The organism is Streptomyces sp. NPDC058464 (assembly GCF_042721035.1).
Taxonomy (GTDB): Bacteria; Actinomycetota; Actinomycetes; order Streptomycetales; family Streptomycetaceae; genus Streptomyces.
Genome location: NZ_JBHXMA010000017.1, coordinates 67,561 through 93,526, shown reverse-complemented (window position 1 = coordinate 93,526; position 25,966 = coordinate 67,561). Strand labels below are relative to the sequence as shown.

24 protein-coding genes are annotated in these 25,966 nt (G+C 70.6%); 9 read left to right on the top strand and 15 right to left on the bottom strand.

Annotated elements, in window-relative coordinates; genetic code table 11:
* Positions 1-47: 47 nt before the first annotated feature.
* Positions 48-1,280, bottom strand: coding sequence for a BTAD domain-containing putative transcriptional regulator (locus ACFWPQ_RS22955; protein ID WP_384037683.1), 1,233 nt, complete (start codon positions 1,278-1,280; stop codon positions 48-50).
* Positions 1,281-1,424: 144 nt separating this feature from the next.
* On the opposite strand from ACFWPQ_RS22955, the gene ACFWPQ_RS22950 reads away from it, so the two are divergent.
* Complete coding sequence (locus ACFWPQ_RS22950) at positions 1,425-1,967, top strand: NUDIX domain-containing protein (protein ID WP_384037680.1); 543 nt, start codon at positions 1,425-1,427, stop codon at positions 1,965-1,967.
* Positions 1,968-2,481: 514 nt separating this feature from the next.
* Here the strand turns inward: ACFWPQ_RS22950 and ACFWPQ_RS22945 are convergent.
* Positions 2,482-3,048, bottom strand: coding sequence for a class I SAM-dependent methyltransferase (locus tag ACFWPQ_RS22945; protein WP_384037676.1), 567 nt, complete (start codon positions 3,046-3,048; stop codon positions 2,482-2,484).
* Positions 3,049-3,180: 132 nt separating this feature from the next.
* Between ACFWPQ_RS22945 and ACFWPQ_RS22940 the strand changes: the two genes are divergently transcribed.
* A complete protein-coding gene (locus tag ACFWPQ_RS22940; protein WP_384037673.1) occupies positions 3,181-4,509 on the top strand; it encodes a sensor histidine kinase in 1,329 nt (442 codons plus the stop codon).
* Complete coding sequence (locus ACFWPQ_RS22935) at positions 4,506-5,186, top strand: response regulator (protein ID WP_384037670.1); 681 nt, start codon at positions 4,506-4,508, stop codon at positions 5,184-5,186. Before ACFWPQ_RS22940 ends, ACFWPQ_RS22935 begins: the two co-directional genes overlap by 4 nt.
* A 79-nt stretch (positions 5,187-5,265) precedes the next feature.
* Here the strand turns inward: ACFWPQ_RS22935 and ACFWPQ_RS22930 are convergent, their stop codons facing one another.
* Together ACFWPQ_RS22930 and ACFWPQ_RS22925 are read right to left on the bottom strand one after the other, a co-directional pair.
* A complete protein-coding gene (locus tag ACFWPQ_RS22930; RefSeq protein ID WP_384037666.1) occupies positions 5,266-5,739 on the bottom strand; it encodes a hypothetical protein in 474 nt (157 codons plus the stop codon).
* Between the two features lie 679 nt (positions 5,740-6,418).
* The gene (locus ACFWPQ_RS22925; protein WP_384037663.1) at positions 6,419-7,369 is read right to left on the bottom strand and encodes an NAD(P)-dependent alcohol dehydrogenase; all 951 of its coding nucleotides are present in this window, start codon (positions 7,367-7,369) and stop codon (positions 6,419-6,421) included.
* Between the two features lie 395 nt (positions 7,370-7,764).
* On the opposite strand from ACFWPQ_RS22925, the gene ACFWPQ_RS22920 reads away from it, so the two are divergent.
* The 4 genes from ACFWPQ_RS22920 (at position 7,765) to ACFWPQ_RS22905 (ending at position 12,145) form a co-directional block, all read left to right on the top strand.
* Positions 7,765-8,658 carry an NAD(P)H-binding protein gene (locus ACFWPQ_RS22920; RefSeq protein ID WP_384037660.1) on the top strand — a complete coding sequence of 298 codons (894 nt, stop codon included), beginning with the start codon at positions 7,765-7,767 and terminating at the stop codon, positions 8,656-8,658.
* A 211-nt stretch (positions 8,659-8,869) separates the two neighbouring features.
* A complete protein-coding gene (locus ACFWPQ_RS22915) occupies positions 8,870-9,244 on the top strand; it encodes a nuclear transport factor 2 family protein (RefSeq protein ID WP_384037657.1) in 375 nt (124 codons plus the stop codon).
* Positions 9,245-9,587: 343 nt separating this feature from the next.
* Positions 9,588-9,965: a DUF952 domain-containing protein gene (locus ACFWPQ_RS22910; RefSeq protein WP_384037654.1), complete on the top strand. Its 378-nt coding sequence runs from the start codon at positions 9,588-9,590 to the stop codon at positions 9,963-9,965.
* A 650-nt stretch (positions 9,966-10,615) separates the two neighbouring features.
* Positions 10,616-12,145, top strand: coding sequence for an MFS transporter (locus tag ACFWPQ_RS22905; RefSeq protein WP_384037651.1), 1,530 nt, complete (start codon positions 10,616-10,618; stop codon positions 12,143-12,145).
* A 378-nt stretch (positions 12,146-12,523) separates the two neighbouring features.
* Here ACFWPQ_RS22905 and ACFWPQ_RS22900 read toward each other — a convergent pair whose 3' ends face one another.
* The 10 genes from ACFWPQ_RS22900 to ACFWPQ_RS22855 form a co-directional block, all read right to left on the bottom strand.
* Complete coding sequence (locus ACFWPQ_RS22900) at positions 12,524-13,303, bottom strand: DNA/RNA nuclease SfsA (protein ID WP_384037648.1); 780 nt, start codon at positions 13,301-13,303, stop codon at positions 12,524-12,526.
* Positions 13,304-13,386: 83 nt separating this feature from the next.
* A complete protein-coding gene (locus ACFWPQ_RS22895) occupies positions 13,387-13,761 on the bottom strand; it encodes a nuclear transport factor 2 family protein (RefSeq protein ID WP_384037645.1) in 375 nt (124 codons plus the stop codon).
* Between the two features lie 212 nt (positions 13,762-13,973).
* Entirely contained in the window at positions 13,974-14,972 is a 999-nt protein-coding gene (locus tag ACFWPQ_RS22890; protein ID WP_384037642.1) for a helix-turn-helix transcriptional regulator, read from the bottom strand.
* Between the two features lie 270 nt (positions 14,973-15,242).
* On the bottom strand, positions 15,243-15,554 hold the full coding sequence (locus ACFWPQ_RS22885; protein WP_384037639.1) for a hypothetical protein: 312 nt from the start codon (positions 15,552-15,554) through the stop codon (positions 15,243-15,245).
* Positions 15,555-15,894: 340 nt separating this feature from the next.
* Entirely contained in the window at positions 15,895-16,644 is a 750-nt protein-coding gene (locus ACFWPQ_RS22880; protein ID WP_384037636.1) for an SDR family oxidoreductase, read from the bottom strand.
* The gene (locus ACFWPQ_RS22875; RefSeq protein WP_384037632.1) at positions 16,635-17,189 is read right to left on the bottom strand and encodes an HdeD family acid-resistance protein; all 555 of its coding nucleotides are present in this window, start codon (positions 17,187-17,189) and stop codon (positions 16,635-16,637) included. Before ACFWPQ_RS22875 ends, ACFWPQ_RS22880 begins: the two co-directional genes overlap by 10 nt.
* 53 nt (positions 17,190-17,242) lie before the next feature.
* The gene (locus ACFWPQ_RS22870; protein WP_384037629.1) at positions 17,243-18,574 is read right to left on the bottom strand and encodes a Dyp-type peroxidase; all 1,332 of its coding nucleotides are present in this window, start codon (positions 18,572-18,574) and stop codon (positions 17,243-17,245) included.
* A complete protein-coding gene (locus ACFWPQ_RS22865; protein WP_383543913.1) occupies positions 18,561-19,079 on the bottom strand; it encodes a hypothetical protein in 519 nt (172 codons plus the stop codon). The genes ACFWPQ_RS22870 and ACFWPQ_RS22865 overlap by 14 nt, the downstream gene beginning before the upstream one ends.
* A gap of 73 nt (positions 19,080-19,152) precedes the next feature.
* A complete protein-coding gene (locus tag ACFWPQ_RS22860; protein ID WP_384037626.1) occupies positions 19,153-20,115 on the bottom strand; it encodes a catalase in 963 nt (320 codons plus the stop codon).
* Between the two features lie 202 nt (positions 20,116-20,317).
* Positions 20,318-21,277: a helix-turn-helix domain-containing protein gene (locus ACFWPQ_RS22855; protein ID WP_384037623.1), complete on the bottom strand. Its 960-nt coding sequence runs from the start codon at positions 21,275-21,277 to the stop codon at positions 20,318-20,320.
* A gap of 196 nt (positions 21,278-21,473) precedes the next feature.
* On the opposite strand from ACFWPQ_RS22855, the gene ACFWPQ_RS22850 reads away from it, so the two are divergent.
* Positions 21,474-22,451, top strand: coding sequence for a helix-turn-helix domain-containing protein (locus tag ACFWPQ_RS22850; protein WP_384037620.1), 978 nt, complete (start codon positions 21,474-21,476; stop codon positions 22,449-22,451).
* A gap of 26 nt (positions 22,452-22,477) precedes the next feature.
* Positions 22,478-25,327: an AAA family ATPase gene (locus ACFWPQ_RS22845; protein WP_384037617.1), complete on the top strand. Its 2,850-nt coding sequence runs from the start codon at positions 22,478-22,480 to the stop codon at positions 25,325-25,327.
* 130 nt (positions 25,328-25,457) lie between these two features.
* Here ACFWPQ_RS22845 and ACFWPQ_RS22840 read toward each other — a convergent pair whose 3' ends face one another.
* Positions 25,458-25,886: an ester cyclase gene (locus tag ACFWPQ_RS22840; RefSeq protein WP_384037615.1), complete on the bottom strand. Its 429-nt coding sequence runs from the start codon at positions 25,884-25,886 to the stop codon at positions 25,458-25,460.
* Positions 25,887-25,966: the final 80 nt, after the last annotated feature.

The window sequence follows — 25,966 nt, the reverse complement described above, 5'->3', positions numbered from 1 at the left end:
CGCTTAATCGCGCGGCCCGGCGAGTTAAGCCACGCGTTAAGCGGCGCTCACACCGGAAGGTCGGCGCGGAGCCGGTCGTACAGTGCCGCCGTCTCGCGCTGTGGCGGTATGCCGAGTTCGGCCCGCAGGGCCTTGGCGCAGGAGCGGAACTGGAGGATGGCCAGGTGGGGTTGGCCGATCCGGCTCAGGCAGCGCATCAGGCGGCGGTGGGCGCTCTCCCGGCACGGGTCCAGTTCGACCAGCCGGCGGCAGAGCTCGGCGCAGGGGACGTAGCGTCCGGTGGTGAAGTGCAGTTCGCTGAGCCTGGCGAGGGCGTCGAGGTGGGCCAGGCGCAGCCGCTCCCGGTAGAGGGCGCTCCACTCCTCGTACGGGGATTCGGCGAGGAACTCGCCCCGGTAGAGGGCGAGCGCCTGTTCGTAGTCCGTCACCGCGACGGTCTTGTCGCCGCGGTCCTCCGCGTCGCGGGCGGTGTGCAGCCGCAGCTCGAACTCGTCGCAGTCCAGCCACAGGCCGAGGCCCGGGCAGAGCCGGTAGGTGCCGCAGCGGAAGACGACCACGGGGTCGCCGGTGGCGGTGCGCAGGGTCTGGCGCAGCTGGTGCAGTGCGACACCGAGGCTGTTGCGGGCGGCCTCGGGGGCGGAGTCCGGCCAGAAGGCGTCCATCAGGGCCTCCCGGTGCGGCCAGGGGTCGCGGTGGGTGGCCAGGAAGGCGAGCAGTGAGCGGGTGCGGTGGCCGTTCCAGCCCTCCGCGGGGACGCCGTGGACGCTGACGCTGAGCGAGCCGAGCAGGGCGATCGCCAACTGTGGCGCGAGGTGCGGCGCGAGATGCGGCGCGAGATGCGGCGCGAGGTCCGCGGCAGGCCCGGTCGCCGGGTCGGGAGACCGTTGCGGTTCCGGAGCGCGCCAGGTGTTGCGCAGCCGCCCCCAGAGCCGGGGGCCGGGGTCGGCCTGGGCCGTGTCGTCCGATGGGCGCGGTGGGGGCCGGTCCGCGTCCGACGACCCGGCCTGCCGGAACCAGTCGGCGGCGGCCTCGCGGTCCCCGGCCAGCAGGGCCAGGCGTCCCTGGCGTAGTTGGGCGGCCCGCAGGTGGGTCGTCAGCCCTGCGGAGGCGGCCAGCATCGCCGCGGTACGGGCATGGGCGGCGGCGGTCGCCAGGTCGCCGGTGTCGGCGGCGGCGTCGCTCGCCCCCAGTAACTCACGGCAGAGCCGGTCGTTCGGGACTCCGGGCAGTGGTGGTTGCAGCGGCGGCTGCGGCGCGGATGAGTTGCTGTGACCAGGCATGACGTCTCCCCCTGCGGTTCTGCCTGGCGTCCACTCAAGGGCGGTGGTTTGTGCGTGTCAATCAGCATTTCGGTGTAGCGGCCGACGGCGTCCGCGGGCCGTCGGGACCGATTCCGCACCGCGGCCGGACGACCCTCCCCTAGCATGCCGAGCGAGCCCATCTACGAAGGGAGACCCGTGGCGGACCGGCGCACCGGCGACAGACCACCGGCCCTGCGGCCCGCGGTGGAATCGATGACCCTCCTGGCGGCCGCCGTCATCGTCCACGACAAGGAGAACGACCGGGTCGTCCTCCTGCAGCGCGGCCCGGGCGCCAAGTACGGGAACGGTCTGTGGGACCTTCCGGCCGGCAAGAGCGACCCCGGCGAGCCCGTCACCGAGACGGCCGTGCGTGAACTACGGGAGGAGACCGGGCTGGTCGTCGATCCGGAGTCGCTGCGCGTAGCCCACCTCATCCACGGCGCCTGGGGTGCCGAGGCACCGGGCGGCTTCCTCACCGTCGTCTTCGCCACCCACGAGTGGACCGGCGAGCCGGTCAACGCCGAACCGGCCAAGCATGTACAGGTCCGCTGGACCGGCACCGACGCCATCCCGGAGACCATCGTGCCCACGACGGGCATCGCCCTCGGCCACTATCTGCGCGGCGGCACCCACCTGTCGATCGCCGGCTTCGGCGACGCCGGCTAGGCCTTGCCCCCCGCGCGAGGGAACAACAGAGCCGCAGCTCAGAAGGTTTCTCTCGCGCAGCGAGTGGTGGCGCGGGGGGACTCGAACCCACGGCCGACGGATCATGAGTCCTTGGGCGATCTTGGCGGTCCTTGCCGATCAACGCTCATCCTTGTCGTTTTCTCAGGTCGGACATGCTGATCCGGGTCAGTTCTGTGTGGTGCTTGTCGACGTGCTCCTGTCCTTGTGACCCCTCAATGCCGACGAGATGATGCCTTTACCCCTTGTCCCGGGTGGAGCATCATCCCTGACGAGTTCGTCCACCGAAGTGCGCATGGACCTGGTGTTCTGCTGCCACCAGCAGGACGCCGAACGGCAGTTCGCGGCCACGCGGACCCGGCCGATCGACGAATCCCTCGTCGACCACATCTCCTCCACCGGCGGCGGCCACTTCTGCGCCCTGCCGAGAGATACGGGCGACGGCGCGCCCTGGTCTTCCCGGTCGTGTTCCTCGCTCTCGCCGGTCTGCCCGCGGTCACGGCCTCCGGGTGGCCCGGTGCACGAAAGCGGGCGGCAGGTTCGCCCACACCGTCCTCGAGCGTTCCAACTGATCGAAACGGCGGGCCAGTTCGGCGGTGAGTTGACGGGCGGGCGGGGTCCAGGCCGCGTGCAGGTAGGCGAAGGTGGTGAACCGGCCGCCGGGCGCGAGGACTTCGGTCACGGCATCCAGGATGTACCCGCGCTGGTTCTGCGGCATGACGGTCCACGGCAGCCCGGAGACCACCGCGTCGACCGGTTCGCCGACCGTGGCGGCCAGATCGGCCGCCGACCCCTGCACCACGGTCAGGCGGGTGTCGCGCCGGGTGGCCGTCAGCCGGGCGGCGAGCACCGGGTTGAGCTCGACGGCGACGAGCCGTGCGTCGGAGGCCAGCCGGGCGAGGATCGCGTCGGTGAACACCCCGGTCCCCGGGCCCAGCTCGGCAACGGTCCGGGCTTGCTCCAGGCCGACACCCTCGGTCATCGCGTACGCCAGTCGTCGTGAACTGGCCGCCACGGCACCGGTCATGAGGGGCCGTCTGAGGAACTCGGTGGTGATCGACATGGCGGCCATGGTGGAAACGCCCCGGGTGGCCGCACGTCGTATCCCCGGCCGGTGTCCGTACGACTGCGGGAGGACCCCGTGACGCCCGCCAGGACGATGCCGGGGAGCGGGCCCCGGCCGTAGCGTGAGGCGGTGCGACGGCTGATTGAGACCCTGCCCCGCCTGCGGCGCGGACATCCGTGGCTGACGGACCTGCTGCTGGTCGTGCTGGTTGCCGTGCCCCCGGTGATCCGCCCCCAGCCGGGCTGGCGGCCCGTCTGGGTACAGACGGGCGTGTACGCCGCCCTGGTACTGCCCCTGTTGTGGCGCCGCCGTCGGCCGGTGCTGGTCGCGGCCCTGGTGACGGCCGGGTTCTGGGTGCAGTTTCTCGGGCAGGTGTGGGGACAGGAACCGGGACGCGGCGCCGTCGCCCTGGCCGCGGTCCTGGCCACCCTCACGGTACGCGGCCTGCGCCGGGCTGCCGCGGGGACGGTGATCTGTGCCGTCGGCTGCGTGGTGCTGTGGATCCCCGCCTGGCAGCGGGACTACGGGGGCCCGGGTGCCCGCGGTGCCTGGCTCACCCCGCTCGCCGTGGGGCTCCTGCTGGCCGGGGCCTGGGTGTTCGGCGAGTACGTCCGGGCCCGGCGCGCCTATATCGCCGAGTTCGAGCGACGGGTCGCGCTCGCCGAGTCGGAGCGCATCGCCCTGGCCCGGGTCGCCGTGGCCGAGGAGCGGGCGCGCATCGCCCGCGAGATCCACGACGTCCTCGCACACGGCGTGAGCGTGATGGTGCTGAACGCCGAGGGCGGCAGGCTGATGCGGCACACCGACCCCACGGTCGTCGACCGCACCCTCGGTGTGATCAGTGCGACCGGCCGCGAGGCCCTGGACGAACTGCGCCGGCTGCTGGAGGTGCTGCGCACCCCCGACGCGGACGCCTCAGCCGGCGGCCCCGGACCCGGACTCGGACTCGGACTCGGTCCCAGCCCCGGACTCGGACCCGATAACGGTGAGGCCCGCGAGTCCCTCTCGGCGGATCTGCGGCGGCTGGTCGGGCGCCTCAACACGAACGGCACGCGCGCCCGGCTGGACCTTCGCGGAGAGCCGGGCGGCCTTCCGGCGGATCTCACCGTGCAGACGTACCGCATCGTGCAGGAGGCGCTCACCAACGTCGTCAAGCACGCGCCGCCGAACGCCACGATCCACGTTCGGGTCGACACCGGTACTACCGAGGAGGGGCCCGGACGGCTGGTCCGCGTCCGGGTGGAGAACTCGGCCGGAGCGGGAGCCGGAGCCGGAGCGGGAACCGTCCCGGAGCACCCCGCCCCGCTGCTCTCCAGCGGGCACGGACTCACCGGCATGCGCGAACGCACCGCCCTGTACGGCGGGAGCGTCGACGCCGGACCCACACTCGACGGGGGCTACCGGGTTGCCGCCACCCTGCGCCCCACCGAGCCCGAGCCCACCACGGCGACCCCATGACCGGCCAGGGCCCGTCATCGTCCCGGGTGCTGATCTGCGACGACCAGGAACTGATCCGGATGGGACTGCGCATGGTCATCGACAGCCAGCCCGACCTCACCGTGGTCGGCGAGGCCACCGACGGCGACGCGGCGATCACGGGCGTGGCCGCCCTGGAGCCGGACCTCGTCCTGATGGACGTACGCATGCCCGGTCTGGACGGGCTCGCCGCGACCGAACACCTCTGCGCGCAGCCGCATGGACCCCGGATCCTCGTCGTCACCACCTTCGACCTCGACGAGTACGCCTACGCCGCCCTGCGTGCCGGCGCGAACGGCTTCCTCGTCAAGGACGCCCCCGCCGAGGAGATCCTGGTGACCGTCCGTGCGGTGCTGCGGGGCGAGGTCATGGTGGCGCCCTCACTCACCCGGCGCCTGGTCGAACGCTTCGTCCTGCAATCCCCCACGTCCGCGCCCGCCCAGCGCAGCCGCCTGGCCGCGCTCACCGAGCGGGAACGGGAAGTCCTCGCCCTGGTCGCCCGGGGACTGGCCAACGGCGAGATCGCCGACCGCCTCTTCGTCGGGGAGACGACCGTGAAGACCCACCTCGGCCGGATCCTGACCAAACTCGGCCTCCGCGACCGTATCCACGCAGTGATCTTCGCCTACGAGAGCGGGCTCGTGCGGGCCGGGGACTGACTGCCCGGCAGACCGCCCGCGGCGAACTTCGGTGGTGGTACCGAACCGTCCGTGCGCTGTCGGCTTCCGCCGGGCGCCCCTACTTCGCGTCTGGGGCCAGCAGCCGCCGGATGCGCTCGTACTCGGCCGCCATCTCCGGTGTGGCGAGGAAGTCGTCGAGATCCGCGGACACCTCCTGGTCGATGTCCTCGATGGAACGGATGGCGAGTTCGTAGACCTCGCCGCGCCGGTTCTGCTCCAGGTAGCTCTGCCAGTGCGCCAACGCGCTGATGACGGTGAGGACTCCGAGGTCCAGACCGTCGTCGACCAGGATGCCGTCATAGATCGTCGCAAGCTCGTCGTGCAACTCGGCGGCGCTGATCGTCAGGACGTTCGCGCACGCGGTGGTCAGTGCCGCCCGGGCCTCATCCGTGAGTTCGTCCTCGGCCGCACCGCGCAGCAGCTCCGGCCGCACCAGACGGGTGACCGTCTCCTCTCCGAAGGCACGAACACTGCCCTCGGTGGCTCCGACGATCAGCCGGAGAATCTCCGCCTCAAGTTCGCTGTAATCCACGCCCGCAGCTTAGGCGCGGTGGGACCGAGATCCGCGCCGAAGGAGTAACGGGATGAGCCCGAGGCCCTGATGCCCTCGGATTCACCTGCGCCGACGACCGGCAGGGTCGCGGCAGGCTCGCGTTCGGCGACGTGCCGGGCGACAGGGCGGCGGTCATCGGGGCGAGGGCCGCGGGGGCGGCGTCCGCGTCGGTGCCCCAGTCGGTCCAGTCCACGGTGCCTTGGCGGGTGCCGTCGAGTGCGTGGGAGGGGACGGTGCGGTATCCGGGAGTGCCGCCGCCGCTGGTGTCGGTGGTCATCTCGCTTGAACCCCGTCAGAGGCCGCTGCACCTGCGCACCGCGCTTCGGGGGTGGTTCTGGTTCGGCATGGCCGGTTGGCCGGGGGGCGCTCGATCCGCTCCGCGCCATCGCACAACAGACCGGGTACGCCACGGAGTTCTCGTTCGTCAAAGCCTTCGGGCGCGAGTACGCAACATCGCCCGGCCGGTACCGAAGAGCCCACACCGGCGACAGCCGCCCGTGAAGGCCGGTTCACCCGCTTCAGACAGCTCGGCGGCCGAAGCAAGCGCCCAGAGTGCAGCGACGTGCAGGCCGCCGTGGCCATGGATCTGCCTCACCTCCGACAGATAGGCCGCCGAACTGGCGTACCTGGCGGGAGATGAGGCGCGAAGAAAACTTGCTCAGGGTCGTGGGTCCACGACGACGAGTCCCTTGCCGGGGATCTTGCGGCCCTTCTCCAGGCTTGTGATCAGGTCGATGGCGGAGTCGAACGGAACGGTCTCACCGATCGACATCCGCAGGTGGCCGCCAACGGCCGCCCGGGCTGCGTCGGTGAGGATCTGCGTGGTCGGCTTACAGAAGAAGATCTTGTGGCGCCGGATCAGGGCGGCGTGGAGGAACTTGGCCGGGGTGGCGTTGATGTCCAGGAAGACACCGTCCTTCTTCAGCATGCGCATCGCGGTCCCCACCGGGAGGGATCCAGAGGTGTCGAAGACCACGTCGAATGCGCCGTGCAGGTCGTCGTGCTGCTCCAGGTCGGTGCGCGCGTAGTCGAAGACCGGCTCGACAGCGAGGTCGTGGGCGCGTTCCACGGACGCCGCGCCGGTGCTGCCGGCGACGCGTGCACCGAGCATCCGGGCCACCTGCACGACGGCCTCGCCGACTCCGCCCGTGGCGCCGGCGACGAACACGCGCTGCCCCGAGCGCAGCCGGGCCCGTTCGACCAGCCCGTTCCAGGCCATCACCCCGCCGGTCGGCAGCGCCGCAGCCTGCTCGAAGGACAGTTCGGCGGGCTTGACGGCCAGGTAGGACTCCAGCGTGACGACGGCCTCGGCGAACGCTCCGCTCTCCTTCAGCCGCGCGATGCCGAAAACCTCGTCGCCGGGCTTGAACCGGGTGACGTCCGGGCCCACGGCGCTGACGACGCCGGAGAAGTCCGAGCCCATCGCGCGCGGGAAGGAGCGGCCGGTCATCATCTTCAACTCGCCTTGCCGCAGCTTCCAGTCGATCGGGTTCACCGACGTGGCCCTGACCGTGACGGCCACCTGCCCGTTTGCCGGGGCGGCAATCCGGAACTCCTCCAGCCGCATCGTCTCGGGGCCGCCGTAGGTGTGGTACTGAATCCTGCGCATGTGTGTCTCCTGGGGGATGCTCGACTGCCGAGCGGGGTCACGCGAGCAGGCCGAACCAGGCTCCACCGCTGCGCCGCACCTAGGGGAGGGCATCGGAGGATCGGGGCGCGGGCGCCGCTGCGTTTCGTTGCCCAGCCAACGTATTCAGCCATACATGACATATTCCGTCATATATCTGCGTACATGTTTCGGCCGGGGAGATACCTGCCCGAAAGCAGGCGATCGTCCGCTTCCCGTGTCCCATACATGACGCAATGTGCCATGTATGGGCGGGAATGATGAGCGCACCAGGCCCAATCACGTACCGCCCTGTCTCTGAGGGCACAGTCCTGCTCACCGCGGCCGGGCACCTGGCCTGCGAGTCCCTTGCCGCTACCCACGAGGAGTCCCCGAGAATGATCACCGTCACTGCTGCGACCGGCCGACTCGGCCGCCTCGTCGTCGCGGAACTGCTCCAACGCGGTGTGCCCTCAGATCAGATCACGGCGGCCGTGCGCTCTCCGCAGAAGGCCGCCGACCTCACTGAGCTGGGTGTGCAGGTCCGCCAGGCGGACTACACCCGACCGCACACCCTCGCGGCCGCCTTCACGGGAGCGGACCGGCTGCTGCTGATACCGTCCGCCGAGTACGGTCAGCGATTCCCGCAGATGAAGAACGCGGTCGACGCGGCGATCGCCGCACACATCCCCCTCATCGCCTACGCAGGCTTCGTCAACACCCCCACCAGCACCCTCCGTCTGGCCGACGAGCACAAGCAGGCCGAGACGTACATCCTCCGGTCCGGTATCCCGTTCGCCTTCCTGCGCAACGGCGGCTACACCGAGCTCTACACGGGCGAGCTCGGTGACCTGGCTCCGGCCCTGGACTCAGGGGTGACGTACGGCTGCGGGGCGGACGGCCAGGTCTCGGGAGCCACTCGAGCCGACCTCGCCGCCGCAGCGGCAGTGGTCCTGACCGGCCAAGGGCATCCCGGAAATGCCTACGGGCCGGAAGGCAACGGCCGCGTCTACGAACTCGGGGGCACCCCCTTCACCCTCGCGGACGTCGCCGCCGAGGTCTCCCGGCAGTCCGGCAGACCACTGGTCTACCAAGACCTGCCCGCCGACCGGTACGCCCAGGCCCTTACCGCTCAGGGCGTGCCGCAGGCGTTCGCCGACCTGCTGGCCGACACCAGCCTCGCCATCGCACACGGCGACTGGTACACGCCCAGCACCGACCTCGAACAGCTCATCGGACGGCCCGCCACCCCGCTGGCAGACGTCGTAGCCGCCCAGCTCAGGGCCTTGTGACCTGAACACTCCCGCGCTGGAGGACCCTGCGGAATCGCCAAAAGACTTCTGGAATACATGACGCCTCATGTCATGTATCCCCCGCCAGGATGAGACAGGAACCTCCGGGAGGCCGACCAACCGATCCAGCTCGGATCTCCCGGTGAGCGACCTCGCATTACGCCATATGTGACACGCATAACGATGAAGAATCCCGAAAGGAATACCCCCCATGACCGCCACCATCGGAACCGCTCAGAAGATCGCTGACGAGTTCGTCCGCGCCTGGCTCGCCGGCGACGTCGAGAAGGCGCTGGCCTTCCTCGCCGACGACATCGTGTGCGAGGCCCCCAACGGCCGCTTCGAGGGGCTGGACCGCTACCGCCAGTTCCTGGAGCCCTTCGCGAGCGGCATCATCAGCGCCACGGTCATCGACGTACTGGGCAACGACACCCACGCCACCACCGTCTACACCACCGACGTGCCCTTCGCGAAGGACTTCCGCGGCGTCGACCACATCACCGTCAAGGACGACAAGATCAACCACATCATCAGCGTCTTCGACCTCTCCCCGATGATCCAGGCCGGCGGCAACCCCCAGCACTGACCAGCCCGCAAGCCGGACCCGCCGCGCACCCGAGCCCACGAACAAAGACACCTTGACGGAGACCGCCACACCTCGCGGAACAAGGGGGTGAAAGATCTGCCTCTCTCACCCCCGACCCAGGAAGCCATTAGACATCACCCCTTTCTTTTCATCAGCGCCAAGGATCTCTCGTACGTCCGCGATTACCGGAGGAGTGAATCCGCCAGGATGAGCTTGCTACGACACCGCCCCTATTGATGCGTGTCGACGGTGACCGAGTGGCCTGCCAAAGGCAGCTGTATTCAACCGCGGGGTTTCGCGGTCCGAGGCCCCGCGCCCCCATTTGGAGGAGGCCACAGCCAACATGTCCAGCCGTGCCACGATCCAGCATGTGGTCTCACTCGATGGCTGGAACGCCCACCCCGACAGCCCGTACGCGCCCGGGTCGCTCTCGGAGGACGGGTTCGTCCACTGCTCACCCGACGTGGAGACCACGATCGCCATCGTCAACGCCTTCTACCTGGACGCGCCAAGACCGTTGCTGACGCTCGTTCTCGACGTGGACCGGCTCACCGCGACATGCGAGTGGGAGCCAGCGGTTCCGGTCCCGCCGCCAGGGGTCCCCGAGAGCACCCTGTTCCCTCATGTGTTTGGCCCTCTCAACCGGGACGCGGTCGAACTCGTGCTGGAGGTGGACTGGGATGATCAGGGGCGGGCGACAGGACTGAAGGAAAGAGACTGAACGCCTTCGCAGTCCACGCCGTTCGTTGTCCGTCGGTAGGGGATGCTTTGTGCGGCACGGCAGTTGTGGACGTCGTATGCGCCGTGTTTCGGCAGGCGACTTGAAGCAAGCGGTAGCCGTACGCATGCGGCCACCAGGCCGTCCAGGACCAACACGGCGAACGCCTGGATCGCGGGGACAACCACCGGGCGTCCGTGGGCACCGTACTGCGGTCAGTGCCGACTGGCGGTCAGCCCGGGCCGTTGCGCATCGCACTGGTCTCGTCGTAGCCGGGGGAGCCGGGTCTCAGGACGGGCCTGCGGAGCCGGCCAGGATGCCGGAGCGAATCTCACCGGAGAATTCATGGCATCACATCGGTGCAGGGACGGATTTTACGAACCGTATCCGATGAGCAATCAAATGTAGAACGCAGCTTTATTTGCAAACTCCGCGAGACTGTGGGCAAGTCGCTATTCGAAGCGGCGTTGCCCACATCATGCACAAGAATGCAAGCGCGAGAATTACCACACCCGCCCGCATCGTTTTCCAGGTCCCGCCTGTATTGCATGCGGTGCTACTCTCATGTCTTCCCATTCCCACGGATTAGCGGGCCATCTTCCCCATCCGACGCTCTCGGGAATGCAATCACTCACCACTCGTGGAGTTCTTCCATGTCTTCCGACAGTTCGACTGTCACCGCCACGGCTGACGCGGGCACGCCTACCGGCTCGCCCGGCGGACGCCATCTGGGCTTCGCCCTGGTCGTGATCGCCGCCGCGCAACTGATGCTGATCCTCGACGCCACGATCACGAACATCGCCCTGCCCAGCATCCAGACCGACCTCGGCGTGTCCGACGCCAACCTCGCCTGGGTCGTCAACGCCTACGCGCTGACCTTCGGCGGACTGCTGCTGCTCGGCGGCCGGGCCGGCGACCTGTACGGCCGGCGCCGCGTCTTCCGGGTCGGCATCGCTGTCTTCACCCTGGCCTCGCTGCTCGGCGGCCTCGCCCCGAACGAGGGCCTGCTCATCCTGGCCCGCGTCCTGCAGGGCGTCGGTGCGGCACTCGCCGCGCCCAGCGCGCTGGCCCTGATCACCACGACGTTCCCGGCCGGCCACCAGCGCAACAGAGCGATGGGCGTCTACGCAGCGATGGGCGGCCTGGGCGCCACGGTCGGTCTGCTGCTCGGCGGCATCCTGACCGACGCCCTGGACTGGCGCTGGGTGTTCTTCGTCAACATCCCCATAGGCGTCGCCATCCTGACCGGCACCCGCATGCTCGTCGAAGCCGGGCGCCACCCCGGCCACCTGGACATCCCCGGCACGGCGACCGGCACCGGCGGCCTGCTCGCACTGGTCTACGGCATCACCCGCGGCGGCGAGCAGGGCTGGACCGACAGCCTCACCCTCGTGTCCTTCTCTTCTGCCGCCGTACTCCTGCTGGTCTTCCTGATCGTCCAACAGCGAGCCGTACACCCGACGATGCCGCTGCACCTGTTCAGCAACCGCACGCGATCCGGCAGTTACGCCACCATGCTGTTCGTCGGCGCCGGAATGATCGCCTTCTTCTACTTCCTCACCCTCTACATGCAGCTCATCCTCGGCTACAGCGCCATCAAGACCGGCTTCGCCTACCTGCCCTTCAGCATCGGCATGGCCACCGCCGCCGGCGTCAGCTCCAAGCTCGTCACTCACGTCGCCCCGCGCGTGGTCGCCGCTCCGGGCCTGTTGGTGGCCGCCGCGGGCATGTTCTGGTTCACCACGCTCGCCCCGGACTCCTCCTACCCGGCCCACCTCATGCCCGCGATGTTCGTCACCGCCCTCGGCCTGGGCATGAGCTTCGTGCCCATGACCCTCGGCGCGGTCCACTCCGTCGCACACCAGGAAACGGGCATCGCCTCCGCGCTCCTCAACACCGCCCAGCAGATCGGCGGCGCCCTCGGCCTGGCGGTCCTGTCGACCCTCTCCACCAACGCCGCCGACGACCGGCTCCCCAACGCCGCGGCCACCCTCTACCAGGGTCTCGCCACCAGGAACCAGATCCTGATCGCAAAGGCCGGCGACGCCCTCACCCATGGCTACACCATGGCCTTCGCCGCTACCGCGGTCATGTTCCTCGCCGCCCTGGCTGTCACCACCACCGCCATCGACATGAAGAAGCAGCAGCACGCCGAGGGGACAACCGTCGTCCACATGAGCTGATCCCATCCCCGCACGCCGGACGGAGCCGGTCGCCCCTCTCGGTCGACCGGCCCCGTTTGTCTGTTCGGGCCGATCCGGGTGTGGTTGGCAGCGTCCGATGGTGGAGGGGTCGACCGGCGGCCGGTGGAACCCCCGGACGGACTTCGAGGAGAGCATCCTCACCCACCACCCGATCAAGTTCAGCAACGCATCTGGAGAGTGAAGAACGGGCTCGGGAAGGTCGGCACTGCTCATGGGCGCGTCTCCTGGGCACGGGGCACGCTCCGTCCAGCGGACAAGGACGGGTGTCAGCGGTCAACGCTCTCGCTCCGCAGTTGGGCCAACGGACGTGTCCGGGGCAGGGGCGTGGGACACGCGGCAGCGAGCCGATGAAGGCTGTCAACCGAGGAATTGCGGAGTCAGCTCATGCTGGCGGCTCACGCGCACGCCGGAGTGGTCGAGTTCGAAGTTGATCTGCCAGATCTCGACGCCGCGGTTCACGGCCTGGGCGACCTTGGCTTCGACGTCGGCGTGGTGGCTGCTCTGCTGCACTCGGAAGCCGGGGTTGTCATAGAGGAAGCAGATCAGGAGGATCGCACGCTCGTGGGCTTCGAGGCTGCGGCCCAGCTCACCGATGTGCTTCACGAGCCGGTCAGTCGCAGCCAGCGGTGGGCGAGGCCGGGTGCGGATGTGTTCGCCGAGGGTCACCTGGAGGTTGTCCAGGGGGGTCTTCACCTCGACGTACGTGTCGTTGTTGACGAGGAAGTCGAGGCGTGAAGCACCGAGGCGGACCTCGCGCCGTACGGATTCCGCGGTGACGATCCGTGGCAGAAGCCCGCTGCGGAGCGCCTGTTCGACGTAGCGGTTGGCCGCGGTCTGGTTGATGCCGATCCAGGCGGGGCGCGGGGTGCCGGGCGGATCGACGCTGAGGGCCTCGACCGTGTAGGAGGTTTTGCGGGTGCTGCTGTGGCTGCGCGACAGCAGGCAGGGCAGGCCGTCCACGACGAGGTTGCCGATGCGGCCAGTGGTCGGGCAGTGGCAGGCGACTGACTTTCCCTCGATGTCGACGTCGATGATGAATCGGTTGGGGCGCCGGATGACGGCGGCCGGGGTCAGAGGCTCGGGGAAGTAGATCTTGTCCTCTCGTGCCTCGCCGAGTGCTGCGGCAGTATCCGCCATGTCGCCTTCGTTGGTGTGTGGGGGCAGAGGGTGTGACGGGCCCGCCGCCGGTTGAAGGGCGGCGGGTCCGGCTTGCGGGCTGGTCAGTGCTGGGGGTTGCCGCCGGCCTGGATCATCGGGGAGAGGTCGAAGACGCTGATGATGTGGTTGATCTTGTCGTCCTTGACGGTGATGTAGTCGACGCCGCGGAAGTCCTTCGCGAAGGGCACGTCGGTGGTGTAGACGGTGGTGGCGTGGGTGTCGTTGCCCAGTACGTCGATGACCGTGGCGCTGATGATGCCGCTCGCGAAGGGCTCCAGGAACTGGCGGTAGCGGTCCAGCCCCTCGAAGCGGCCGTTGGGGGCCTCGCACACGATGTCGTCGGCGAGGAAGGCCAGCGCCTTCTCGACGTCGCCGGCGAGCCAGGCGCGGACGAACTCGTCAGCGATCTTCTGAGCGGTTCCGATGGTGGCGGTCATGGGGGGTATTCCTTCCGGGATTCTTTCCCCCTGCGTACGACAAACTCGCATGGGCGCGAGTGGGCCGCACGTCAGAGGCACCGGCCCACAGGAGCGGGGCCGTAAGGTCGTGCCTCATCATGGCCAGAGATACATGACAAGAAGCGTCATGTATCTTTTCCGCTTTCCGGGCGCTTTGTTTCCGTGCTCCCGCGGTCGTCGCACCCTCGTCGTCAGTCGCCCGTGGCGTCGCTGTACAGGGCGAGGGTCTGCCGGGCGTTGCGGACCAAGGCATCACGCAGTTCGGCCGGCTCCACCACCTCGACAGCGGGGCCGAACGCCAGCAGCTGCTCGGCCGACCGCAGCGCAGGGAAGCGCAAGACCAGCTCCACCCGCTCTCCCGCGCTCCCCGCCTCTGCCTCGGCCTGCGCCAAGTCCGGCGCGGGACCGGTCAGCTCGGCTTCGTGATAGCGCAGGAACCGGGCCAGCACCGACCGCTGCACCTTCACGACCACACGCACCGGGGCTGGGATCGCGTCGACGCGCTGCCGCAGCGCGTCCCATACCGCCGCCAACTCCACCCCGTCGCGACGGCGCACCGACTCCTCCAGGAGCGACGCCGACAGCATCCGATCGAGGCGGAACATCATCGGCTGCCCCCTGTGGTCCGCCACCAGGTACCAGGCTCCCGCCTTGCTCACAAGCCCGTACGGATCCAGCGTGTACGAGCGCACCTGGGCGTCACGGCCGTGCCGGTAGCGCAGCCGCAGCCGACGGTCGTTGAACACCGCCGCCTGCAGCACACCGAGATCGACCGCCGAAGGCCGCGGGCTGCTGCGCCAGCGCACTGGGTCGATCATGATCCGCTTGCTTGCCAGATCGGCGTCCCCGCGAAACGGCGCCGGCAGCGCCACCATCACCTTCCGCAACGCCGAACCGATGGCCTGCCCCAACCCCAGATCGGCATGGGCCTGCTCGGTGACCAGAACGAACAGGGCACGGGCCTCGTCGGCGGTCAGTCCGGTGACATCGGTCCGATAACCCGGCAGCAAGGCGATGCCCCCCTTGCTGCCACGCTCCGTGTACACGGGCACCCCTGCGGCCGACAACGCCTCGACATCCCGGAAGATCGTGCGCACCGACACTTCCAGGCGCGACGCCAGCTCGCTGGCGGACATCTGCCCATGGGTCTGCAGCAACAGCAGGATGGAGAGCAACCGATCCGACTTCATATCTCAAGCATCGTATAGATACATGACAATCAACGTCATATACGCCCCGCCGGCGACCGGCGTATCGGGGCTCATGCTGTGCCCTGCGATGCCAGGCGCCACTGTGGCGCCGATTCGGAAGACGGACAGTCGCCGAGCGGCCCCCAGAAGAGCCCTGTCGGACAGCCATCGTGGCTGGCCGTGTGGGCAACGAGAACCACATTCCTCAGGAACGGCCCAGGGACGGGCCACCCTCGTAGGGAACTCCGGCCGGGGCCGCCAGCCCGGAGATCAGCAGTTCCACAGTCCGTAGTAGAACTCGACATCATGGTCGATGACCGCCAGGTAGGGGCAGCGGGAACGTCTTGGGTGCCGCTCGGCCACGGCCCGGAAGGCGACGGCGTGGGCCCGGATGCGGTCCTGCCGCGTGCCAACACTCAGGTCCGGGAAGTCGATCCGGGCGAGGATCGCTTCGGCGACGCCGTCGAGCAGGGCTTCCTTGTTCGGCACGTGGTCGTGGAGCGACATGTTCTCGATGTCGAGCCCGGTGGCCGGTCTCCGCAGGGAGAACGCGTCGGGCCCGGCCCGCTCGATCATCGTCACCGCCGCAGCGATCACCTTCTCCCGCGTCAGACCGAGCCGTCGGCCACGCCCTGCACCTCGTGCCGCCATCCCCACGCTCGTCCGCTCGCGACCTACCGCGACCACCACCGCCTCGCCCGAGTCCTTGTGGCCCCTCAATGGCCCCTGAGGGTCTTCGAGGCGGGCGCTGGCCGGAGCAACCGCCGCGTCCACCCAGTTCAGCCGAAAAGACAGAACCTTCGCGCAGCGGATGCCCTTACCGGCGAGATGATGCTCCCCTCCTGTCCAGGGTGGAGCACCATCCCTGACGAGTTCGTCTGCCGGGCATTTCCTCTCCGGCGCACGGCAGGCCGTGCCGTCCTCAGCGCGCGTCCCGGGTCGCCGCTGTTCGTCGTACGCGCAACTCGGCGATGTACGCCTCGTAGTCCGCGGCCTTCTGCTGGAAGCGGCCCGGTGTGGTCGGGTGGGTGTAGATCATGAACCGCTCGTCCCGGATGGCCTGGAGGACGGTCTCCGCCACCTCCTCGACGGTGATCGCGTTGCTCAGCAGGTACGGCGCCGCGTCGAGGATCGGGGTCCTGACCGCCTCGGGGCAGATCACCGAGGTGCGGATGCCCTGGTCGGCGTAGGTGAACGCGAGCCATTCGGCGAACCCCACCGCCGCGTGCTTGGAGGCCGCGTAACCGGGGCTGGTGAGTTCGGTGAGCAGTCCGGAGGCCGAGGCCGTGTTGAGGAGATAGCCCTCGCCCCGCTCCAGCATGTGCGGCAGGGCGTGCCGGGCCGCCCAGACATGGCTCATCACGTTGACGGCGAACACCTTGTCCCAGACCCCCTGGGGGGTCATCGGGTCCATCTCGTGGCCGATCCCGGCGTTGGAGCAGAACAGGTCGATACGGCCCTCGTGGGCGAGGACGTCGGCGACGAGTCGTTCGATGTCGGCTTCCCTGCTGACGTCGGCCTGGACGTATCGGAGTCCGGTCCCGGCCGGGGTCTGCGCCGCGAGATCGGAGACGACCACCCGCGCCCCCTCGGCCGCGAACCGGGTCGCGAGGCCCTGACCGATGCCACTGGCGCCGCCGGTCACGACGATGGTCTTCCCGTTCACGTCCACTGCGGGCTTCTTTCGTCCTGGTTCCGGTCGGGCTGTGCACGGGGTGCGGTGTGCGCGGCCGTCACCAGGGCGGAGACGCCGTAGACGATCGTGTAGAAGCCGAAGAGGGTGGCGAGGGTGAGAACGCCGACGTCGGGACGGACGGCGAGGACGACACCGAAGGCCAGGGTGGCCAGGCCGCTCAGGATCCACATCGCGCGGTTGCCTGCGGGCGCGCCGCGCCGGAAGGCGAACCCGACCTCGAACAGACCGGCGACGACCGCCCAGATCGCGATCCACACGGCGAGCGCCAGGGCGGTGATGCCGGGCCACACGAGCGCGGTCACTCCGGCGGCGAGCGAGATGAACGCCAGCAGGAGACGGCCGACGACGGGGCCGGCGCGGTCACCGCGGAACGCGACGGCGGCGTCGTTCCCGGCGCTCATGAAACAGTTCACGGCGAACAGGATCACCAGGGCGCCGATGGTGATGGCCGGCCAGACGACCGCGGTCAGGCCGAGGACGACGGCCACGACGCCTCTCCAGGCGTAGGGGGATGACCACACGTTTCTTCTCCTCGTGGGATTCATGACTGGACTGGCGGATGAAGCGACGGATCTCACCAGCGGCCGTCGGCCAGGTACTGCAGGCCGTTGACGCCGGGCAGGAAGACGTGTTCGCCGCCCTTGGTCACGACGAAGGCAGGCAAGCCACGCAGTCGGCGCCGCACCGGCTTCGCCGCGTAGCTGAAGTCGGCGTCGGTGACGTGGTTGCCCGCGAGCGGGTCCTGGTCGGCGCCGGCCGAGATGAAGTCGCCGTCGTTGACCCACTGGGACTGGACGAACTCGAACTGCCGGGCCGGATCGGCGTTGGCGAAGGCCAGGACCACGCCCCGGTCGACGCCGTCGTCCTCCAGGACGCCCTCGGGGAGCATCGGCCCGTAGGCGGCCCCCCGGCGCAGGAGCTGGTGGAGGCGGACGTCGACGATGGTGTCCTTGAGCGCGTCCCGTGGGTTGACCCGGCGGATGTGGGAGGCGATCGGGGTCCGCAGGCCGCGCGGGTCGTCGTCGTAGTAGGCGAAGTCGTTGAGCCGCTCGGGGTCGACGGGCACGTCCTTGTCGGGCGACAGGGCCAGCGGGCAGCCGCTGCGCCAGCGGCCGGCCATCTTCGCGGCGAGCAGTTCGGCGCCGTACTCGTCCTCGGACCGCGCCGTCAGGAAGCGGCGGAACTCCGCGACCTTCTGGTGGAGTTTGCGAATGGACAGATACGTGCCGTTGCGCCACAGCGCCTCGGGGCCGGGGCCGGTGGCGGTCCGGCCCAGTTCGTTGACGTAGCCGAGGACGAACTCCCCCGGTTTCGCGAGGCTCTGGCCGCGCCTCGGGGTGCCGCCCTGACCCTCGATGTACGGGCGGCTGATGCCGTCGGCGTAACCGAAGTGCTCGCGCAGGTTGTCCGGGGTGCGGATGTCGAGGCGGCTCACCCGGCGCACGGAGGGCAGGTCCTCCTGGGCGCCGTGGCCGATGGCCAGTTTCTCGGCGAACGCGGTCTCGTCCGGGGCCATGAGCAGCACCCCTATGTCGAAGGAGCCGTGCTCGGGCATGTCCCAGTTGGCCGGGTCGCTCTCGCCGATGTCGCCCAGGAACTCCTTGCGGGTGCGCATCGGCTCGCGCAGCTCGCGGGGGAAGCCTTCGAGGATCTCGCGCGGCAGCCCGATGCGGGCCAGACCCGGGTGGGTGAGGACGACGTTGAGCCAGGCGTCCTGGGCCGGGTGCTCCCAGCCGGCGGCCGTGGTCACGTGGGGCAGCAGCCGGCGCAGCATGGCACGGCCCTCTGCGGCGTCGCCGACCTCGTACAGCAGGTAGGAGCCGAAGTAGGGCAGCGGCCGTTCGCGGAGGATGGTGCCCTGGATCCGGTCCAGATCCAGGGCACCGACGGCGTCAGTTGGCCGCATCGAGAACCTCGGAGAGGGCGTCGTTGAGACGCTTCATGCGCTTCACGTCGTGGACGCTGCTGTCCGAGGTGGCGTGGAAGTACAGGTCCGCCGAGTAGGAGCGGGAGATCACCAGCTCCGGGGTGCCCGGGTCGTCGTAGCCGTTGTAGCCCTCGACGATCTCGCCGAAGATCTCGTCCAGCCAGGGCTGGGCGCGGCCGATGTCGGCGAGGTAGGGCTTGAAGTCGCCGTCGTAGACGAGGGTGATGAGCATCCGGGTGTCGTTGTCGAAGAGCAGGATGCGGAAGTTGTCGACCGTGCCGACCTTGGTCTCCCAGTAGCCGGCCTGGGCCTGGATGCTCGCCACCCGCTCGCGGAAGATCTTGCCCCCGTTCGGGGTCAGCGGCGTGATGATCGTGAGCTCGCCCTTCTTGCCGATGCGGCGGCCCGGTCCGTCGGGCTGGTCGCTGATGGGCTGGGCGTGCGCGTAACGCTCGTCCGTGGTGGCGGTGGTGGTGTCGGTCATGGCGTGCTTCTCCTCGAAGGCTGTTCTCAGTCGTGATACGTGGAGGGTCCGGGTCACTTTTTTCATGGGCGTGTCACTCGTGGTGCCTGGCGAACGGGCAGGTGTGCCAGCCGCCGGTCCGGTAGGCGGCGGAGACCTCGTAGACCCCGCGACGGGCCTGGAGGATGGGGTCGTCGTTGAGCTCGATGCCATCGGTGACCTTGGTCGGGTCGTGGTTCATCACGGGGTCGCCGAGTTCTTCGGGTGTGACGGGAGCGGTGATCTGCAGGGTGCCGACGGTGACCCGCTCCCGGTCCTCGGGCCACAGGGCGGTCGGGTCGTCGAGGGGGTCGCCGTCCTGGCCGATCTCCAGGACCAGGTCGAAGCCGACCGGGCCGGTCGCCAGGCGCTCGTCGAACTCGTCCAGGAGGACCTCGCGGGACATCGCCGCCAGCTCCTCGACGGGCCGGCCCTCGACCCCGGCCCGCGGGATCCAGTGGCACCGGACGTTGGTGAGGACGTCGTCCTCGTTGAGGTAGCGGAAGACGTGCACGGCGTGGAACTCGCTGTGCGCGAAGCTGGTCGGGGCCAGCGAGGCGGCACGCATCCGCAGGACGTTCGCGACCTCGGGGTGCTTCGCCAGGAAGGGCCGCAGGGCAGCCTTGTCGAGCGGGCCGCCGGGCTCCGGAGGCGCCGCCAGTGCGATGGCTTCGAGGAGGTCCTCGGGGCTGCGGGCCGGGAACAGGAGCTGGCTGAGCATCACCAGGTTGGTGGTGCGGCCGTTGGGCAGGTAGAAGCGGGTGGCCATGCCGACGGTGGCGCCGAACGGCGCGTCCGGGCGGCCGCCGCCCTTGGAGAAGCGCACCGAGGCCGGGATCAGGTCGCCCTGGAGGTGGGCGGCGCGGGTGTAGTGACGGGCGGCCGGCAGGGCGCGGAAGGCGCCGCGGTAGATCCGGCCGTCGGCGTGCAGGGCACGGTATCCGGGATGGAAGCCGAAGACTTCGTGGGCTCCGTCGACCAGGGCTTCCGCGTGGTCGTACTGGCTGAGTTGCGCCATGGGCACCTTCCGATGTCGCTGGGAACGCCCTCATCGTGGGCCGCGACGGCCGCCGTCCGGATGCGTCAAATGACGATGAGCTGCGACGGCTCCGCCGCGGGCACGGCATCGTCGGATGACCGAGGCGGGCGGGGCGCGGATCGGGGAGGATGGGATGCGCCGGAGAGTGCCCCGCGCGGCGGACGGGGGGGGCGGACACCCGTCAGGGCGTGTGCGGCCGGTCCCGGTACTCGCGCGGGGTCATGCCGTACGCCTCCTTGAAGGACCGGCCGAACCGGGAGGCGTCGGTGAAGCCCCAGCGGTGGGCCACGGCGGCGATGGTGTCGCGACGGGCCCCCGGCGCGGCCAGTTCCCGGCGGGCCCCTTCGAGGCGCTGCCGGCGGATCCACTCGCCTGGGCTGACGCCCTCGCGGGCGAGTACGGCGTAGAGGTGGCGCAGGGAGATGTGGTGGGCCTTCGCCACCGCGCCCGGTGTGAGGTCACGGTCGGTCAGATGGCGGCGCAGGTACTCCAGGATGCGTGGGCCGAGGGTCTCCTCGCGGGCCGCGCGGGCCGCCACCTCCAGGTCACAGGCGTCGGCGATCACGGCCCGGACCATCTCCAGGGTGGTCGCGGCCAGGTGCTCCGCCGCCGGGCCGGTGTGCAGGTCGGGGGCGGCCGCCAGCCGGGAGAGGTAGGAGGCGCCGAGTGCCGCGACCGAGTCGCCGCCGCCGAGCACGCGCGCGGTGACATCGCCGAGCACGGCCTCCGGCAGGCCCAGTTCGGCCACCGGTATCCGGAAGAAGTGCGTGTCCACCCCGCCGTCGAAGAGCAGGGTGTACGGGCGCCGGGTGTCGTAGAAGCCGAGGGTGCCGGGCCGGATGGTGGCCGCCCTGCCGTCCTGGACGACGCTGCTGGTCCCGGCGTGCTGGAGGCTGAGAAAGAGGCAGGGCTCCCAGTCGGCCATGGCCAGCCGCAGGGACCGCTCGACGGTCGCCGGGCTGGCCCGGACGGTGCTGAGCTGGACGCGTCCGATGCCGGTGATCGACACCTCGCAGTACACGTCCTCGGGCCGCTCGGGCAGCGCGATGTGCACCGGTACGACGCGGTCCCGGATCGTCTGCCGTATCGCCTCGGCCCGGTCGTCGACGGTGTACGTCGAGGTGCTCCAATGCGACTTCATGCCTGGCCGGGAGCGTAACCGACCGGGGTGACGGGCAGAAAGGCCCGTGCGCGCGGGCGGGGAGCCGGTGTGCACGGCACGCAGACGGCCGTGCACGCAACACCGGTTTCCGTGCCGCGCCGGGCGCCTATTCTCGGGGCGGGCCGCGCCTGCCGTGGCCGACGTCGACCGTTCGAGCAGCCCAGAGGAACCGATCATGACGGCCGTGACCTTCGACGTACGGGATCTGGCCCCGATGGATCGGGCCGAGGCGCTCCGTGCCGCCGTCGGCCCCTCGGTCCTGTGGGTCGACGTCGACCACCACCCCGCCATCGGCGCCATCGCCGCGCGGGGCCTGATCCGCCGGGTCGGCGGGCTCACCCAGTTCTCCGCCCGGACCACTCCCCTGACGATCCGGCGCACCGCCCGGCAGACCCGGGACGGCTCCGAGGCGCGGCTGATCCTGGCCGTGCAGCGGTCGGGCACCGCCACGGTCGCACAGTACGGCCGTCAGGCGGTCGTCCGCCCCGGCGACCTGGTCCTCGTGGACAGCTCGCGGCCCTTCACCGCCGTCAACGCGAACGGAACCCACCACCACTACTTCTGCGTGCCGCGTGCCCGTCTCGCCCTGCCCGACCGGCTGCTCGGGCAGATCACGGCGACCCGGCTCGGGCCGGCCAACCCCGTGGCCGCCCTGGCGGCGGCCCATCTCTCGCGACTGGCCGACTCACGCGCGCTGCCGGAGAGTCCCGCCGCGCAGCGGCTGGACCGGTCGACCGTCGAACTGGTCCGGGCGGTGATCACCACCCAGCTGGGTGCGGCGGATCTGGCCCGCGGTCCGCTGGACGACACGCTGGCGCTGCGGATCATGGAGCACGTACGGTTCCATGCCGACGATCCCGCGCTGAGCGCGGCGCGGATCGCTGGGGAGTTCGGCATCTCCGTCCGGCACCTGTATGCCGTCCTCGCCCGCTCGGGCATCGAGCTGGGCGAGTGGATCCGCGCCCGCCGGCTGGAGGCGTGCCGCGCCGACCTGGCCGACCCGCACAAGCTCCGGCATACAGTCGCCTCCGTGGCCCGCGGTCGCGGCTTCGCCGACGCCAGTCACTTCGGGCGGCTGTTCAAGGAGGCCTACGGCATCTCGCCGGGCGAATGGCGCGCGCGGCACCACCCGGGCGACGGCACCCGGACCTGAGCAGCCGGACAGGCGGAAGGAGTGCCATGTCTCACGACACGTGCCACGACATGTCTCACGAGCTGTCCCCGGCCGGCACCCGGTTCCTCGGCCGTACCGCCGAACTGGCCGCGGTGCGGGATGTCGTCGCGCGGGCGGACGGCGGCGACGGCGGGGTGCTGACGGTGCGCGGTGAGCCCGGCGTCGGCAAGACGTCGCTGTTGCGGACCGCGGTGGCCTTGGCCGGCTCCGCCCGGGTGAGCCACATCGCGGCGATCGAGTCCGAGTCGGACCTGCAGTACGCGGGACTGCAGCTGCTGCTGTCGCCGTTCATGGCCGGTCTGCCCGCCCTGCCCGAGCCGCAGCGTCGGGCGCTCGGCACCGCGTTCGGCCTGGAGTCCGGTCCCGCGCCGCAGCGTTTCCTGGTCGGCCTCGCCACGCTGGGCCTGCTGGATGAGGCGGCGGCCGGGCAGACCGTCGTCTGCGTCGTGGACGACGCCCAGTGGCTGGACAGGGAGTCCGCGGACACCCTGGCCTTCGTGGCCCGCCGCGCCGGAGCCGGCCGTATCGCCCTGCTGTTCGGCATCCGTGACCCCGACGGCGACGGCGGCCCGGTCTTCGCCGGGCTGCCGGAGCTCCGCCTGGAGGGGCTCCCGGCGGACATCGCCAGAGACCTGATCAGCGGTGCGCACATCGACGACCGGGTCGCCGAGCGGCTGGTCTCGGGCACCCGCGGCAATCCGCTGGCCCTGCTGGAACTGGCCCGGGAACTGTCGGCCGAGCAGCTGGCGGGCGCGGCGGCGCTCCCGGACCCACTGCCGGTGGGGCGCCGTCTCGAAGAGGTCTTCCGGCGCAGGGTGGCAGCGGTCCCGGCCGCCACCAGGACCCTGTTGCTGGTGGCCGCCGCCGAGACCTCCGGGAACGCCCACCTCGTATGGCGGGCCGCGGGCCGGATGGGTGCCGGGCGGGCGGCGGCCGTGGTGGCCGAGGAGCGGGGGCTCCTGGTGCTCGGGCAGGGGGTCGGGTTCCGGCATCCGCTGCTGCGCTCGGCGGTGTACCACGGTGCGTCGGCCGAGGAACGCCGGCTGGCCCACGAGGCGCTGGCCGCCGAGGAGGGCGACCCGGACCGCCGGATCTGGCACCGGGCGCTGGCCGCGGTCCACCCCGACGAGGACCTCGCCCATGACCTGGAACAGTCGGCGCGGCGGGCGGTGGACCGCGGTGGCTACGCCGCCTCGGCGCGGCTGCTGGGCCGGGCCGTGGAACTGACCACGGACGAGGCGCGCCGGCCCGGCAGACTGCTGGCGGCGGCGCGCGCGACCCTGGAGACCGGCAACCCGGTCGCCGCCGAGGCCATGCTCCGGCAGGTCGCTCCGCTGCCTCGGGCCGGGTCCGGACGGGCGGAGCGGCTACGGCTGCTCGCCGCGATCCGGTTCGCCCAGGGGCAGGTACGGGAGACGGTCCCACTGCTGCTGGAGGCGGCGGAACTGCTGCTCCCGGGCGACGAACGGGCGGCCCGCGACACGCTGTTCCAGGCGCTGGAGGCGGCCACCTGGACCGGCAAGGCCGACATGACGACGGTGGCACGGGCCGTACGCGCGCTGACATCCGCCGCCCCGGACTCCGCCTCTGCGGACTCCGCCTCTCCGACCGACCTGATCAGCGCGGCGCTGACCGCCCGACTGCTCGACGGTCCCGAGGCCGCCTACCCTCTCTACCGGCGTTGCGTGCGGAGCCTGCTCGGCAGCGAGGATCTGCGCGGTTTCAACCTGGGCAGTGTGCTCGCCGGCGAGATGTGGGACCTGGAGGGCCTGCTGGCGCTCACCTCACGCTGGGTCGAACTGGCCCGGGCCCGGGACGCGCACGGCGCCCTGTCGCTGGCGCTGCTGCTGCGGGCCATACCCGAGCTGTGGCGCGGCAACTTCACGGCGGCGGCGGAGTTCGGCCGGGCCGCGGCCGACCTGTCCGATCTGACGACACGGCAGCAGGGGCGTACGGGCGGCGGTGCCGAGTTGCTGTACTGCGTGACCGGGCCCGAGCGGGCCGCGAGGGAGGCGGCCGGGGCCCATATCCGAGAGGCGACGGCCGCGGGCCGGGAGCATTACGGCGCCCTCGTCCCGCACCTGGCCCTGTGCCAGCTGGAGGTGGCGCTGGGCGACTACCCGGCCGCGCTGACCCATGGACGGCGGGTGTTCGCCGCCGACACCCCCGGGCCGACCAGCGCGAACGTCCTACCGGAACTGGTCGAGGCCGCCCAGCGGTCCGGGGACCCGGAGACCGCGCAGGCCGCGCTGACCCGACTGCACACCGTCGCGACCGCCAGCGGCACCCCCATGGCCCTGGGCCTGCTGGCCCGCTCGCGCGCGCTGGTCGCGGACGACGACGAGGCCGAGAAGCTGTACCTGGAGGCGATCGCGCACCTGGAGGCGTCCGCGGCCCGGCCGCAGACTGCCCGCGCGCACCTCGTCTACGGCGAGTGGCTGCGCCGGCGGCGCCGGCGGCGGGAGGCGCGGGACAGTCTGCGGACCGCTCTCGCCCTGTTCGAGGCCATGGGCGCCGAGTTCTACATCCGGCGCGCCCGGACCGAACTGGCCGCCACGGGCGCGCGGTTGCGGCACCGTCCGGTGGAATCCGCCGTCCATCTCACTCCGCAGGAGGCGCGGATCGCCCGGCTGGCCGCCGCGGGCGCCCCGAACCGGGACATCGCGGCGCAGTTGTTCCTCAGCCCCAGCACCGTCGAGTACCACCTGCGCAAGACCTTCCGGAAGCTGGGCGTGACGGCCCGAGGACAACTGCGGGACGCGCTGGCGGCACTCGTAGACAGGGGTGCCGGGGGTGACGGGGGTGCCGGGGGTGATCCGGGCGACGCGGCCGGGTCCGGGGCCCGGGGGCCGTAGGACGGGCGGACTACGGGTCTCAAGGATTCGGCGGGCCCGGCCCGGGACCTACGGTGACGGCACATGCCTCTTCCGGCTTGCTCCGGCTTCCCCGACGAAGGGATCACCATGCGCGGTACGGGCCCGCCGTTCACGACCCGACACCCAGGGCCCGCCGCAGGGACTCCTGGTCGATGAACTCGTACTGCTCGACGATCGCCCCGGCCTGCCAGCGGCAGACCGTGGTGAACGCGACGTCGAAGGTCCGGCCGGTCGCCGCCGCCTCGGTCCCGTCGGGGAGCCGTACCGGCCGCGTCACGCGCCCGCGCAGCCGGGCGACGGTGCAGGTCTGGTCACCGTGTCCGAACGCGGCCACGTAGGGCTGGGTGACCACGTGGTTCTCCGGGAAGAGGGTGCAGAACTCGCGTGCCCGGACGACGTGTTCGGCCCGTCCGTGCGGGTCTTCGTCACCGGCCGCCCAGGCCGTCAGGTCCGGGGCGAGGAGCGCTTCGTACGCATCCCAGTCGCGTTCGTTCCACGCGTCGTCGATGGCCCGCATCCGGGTCAGGTTGGAGATCATCTCGGCGCCCTGCCGCCTTTCGTAGCCGCTCCGGTGCACCGGGACCGGCGCACCGGGAGCCATTCCAGGGCCCGGCGACC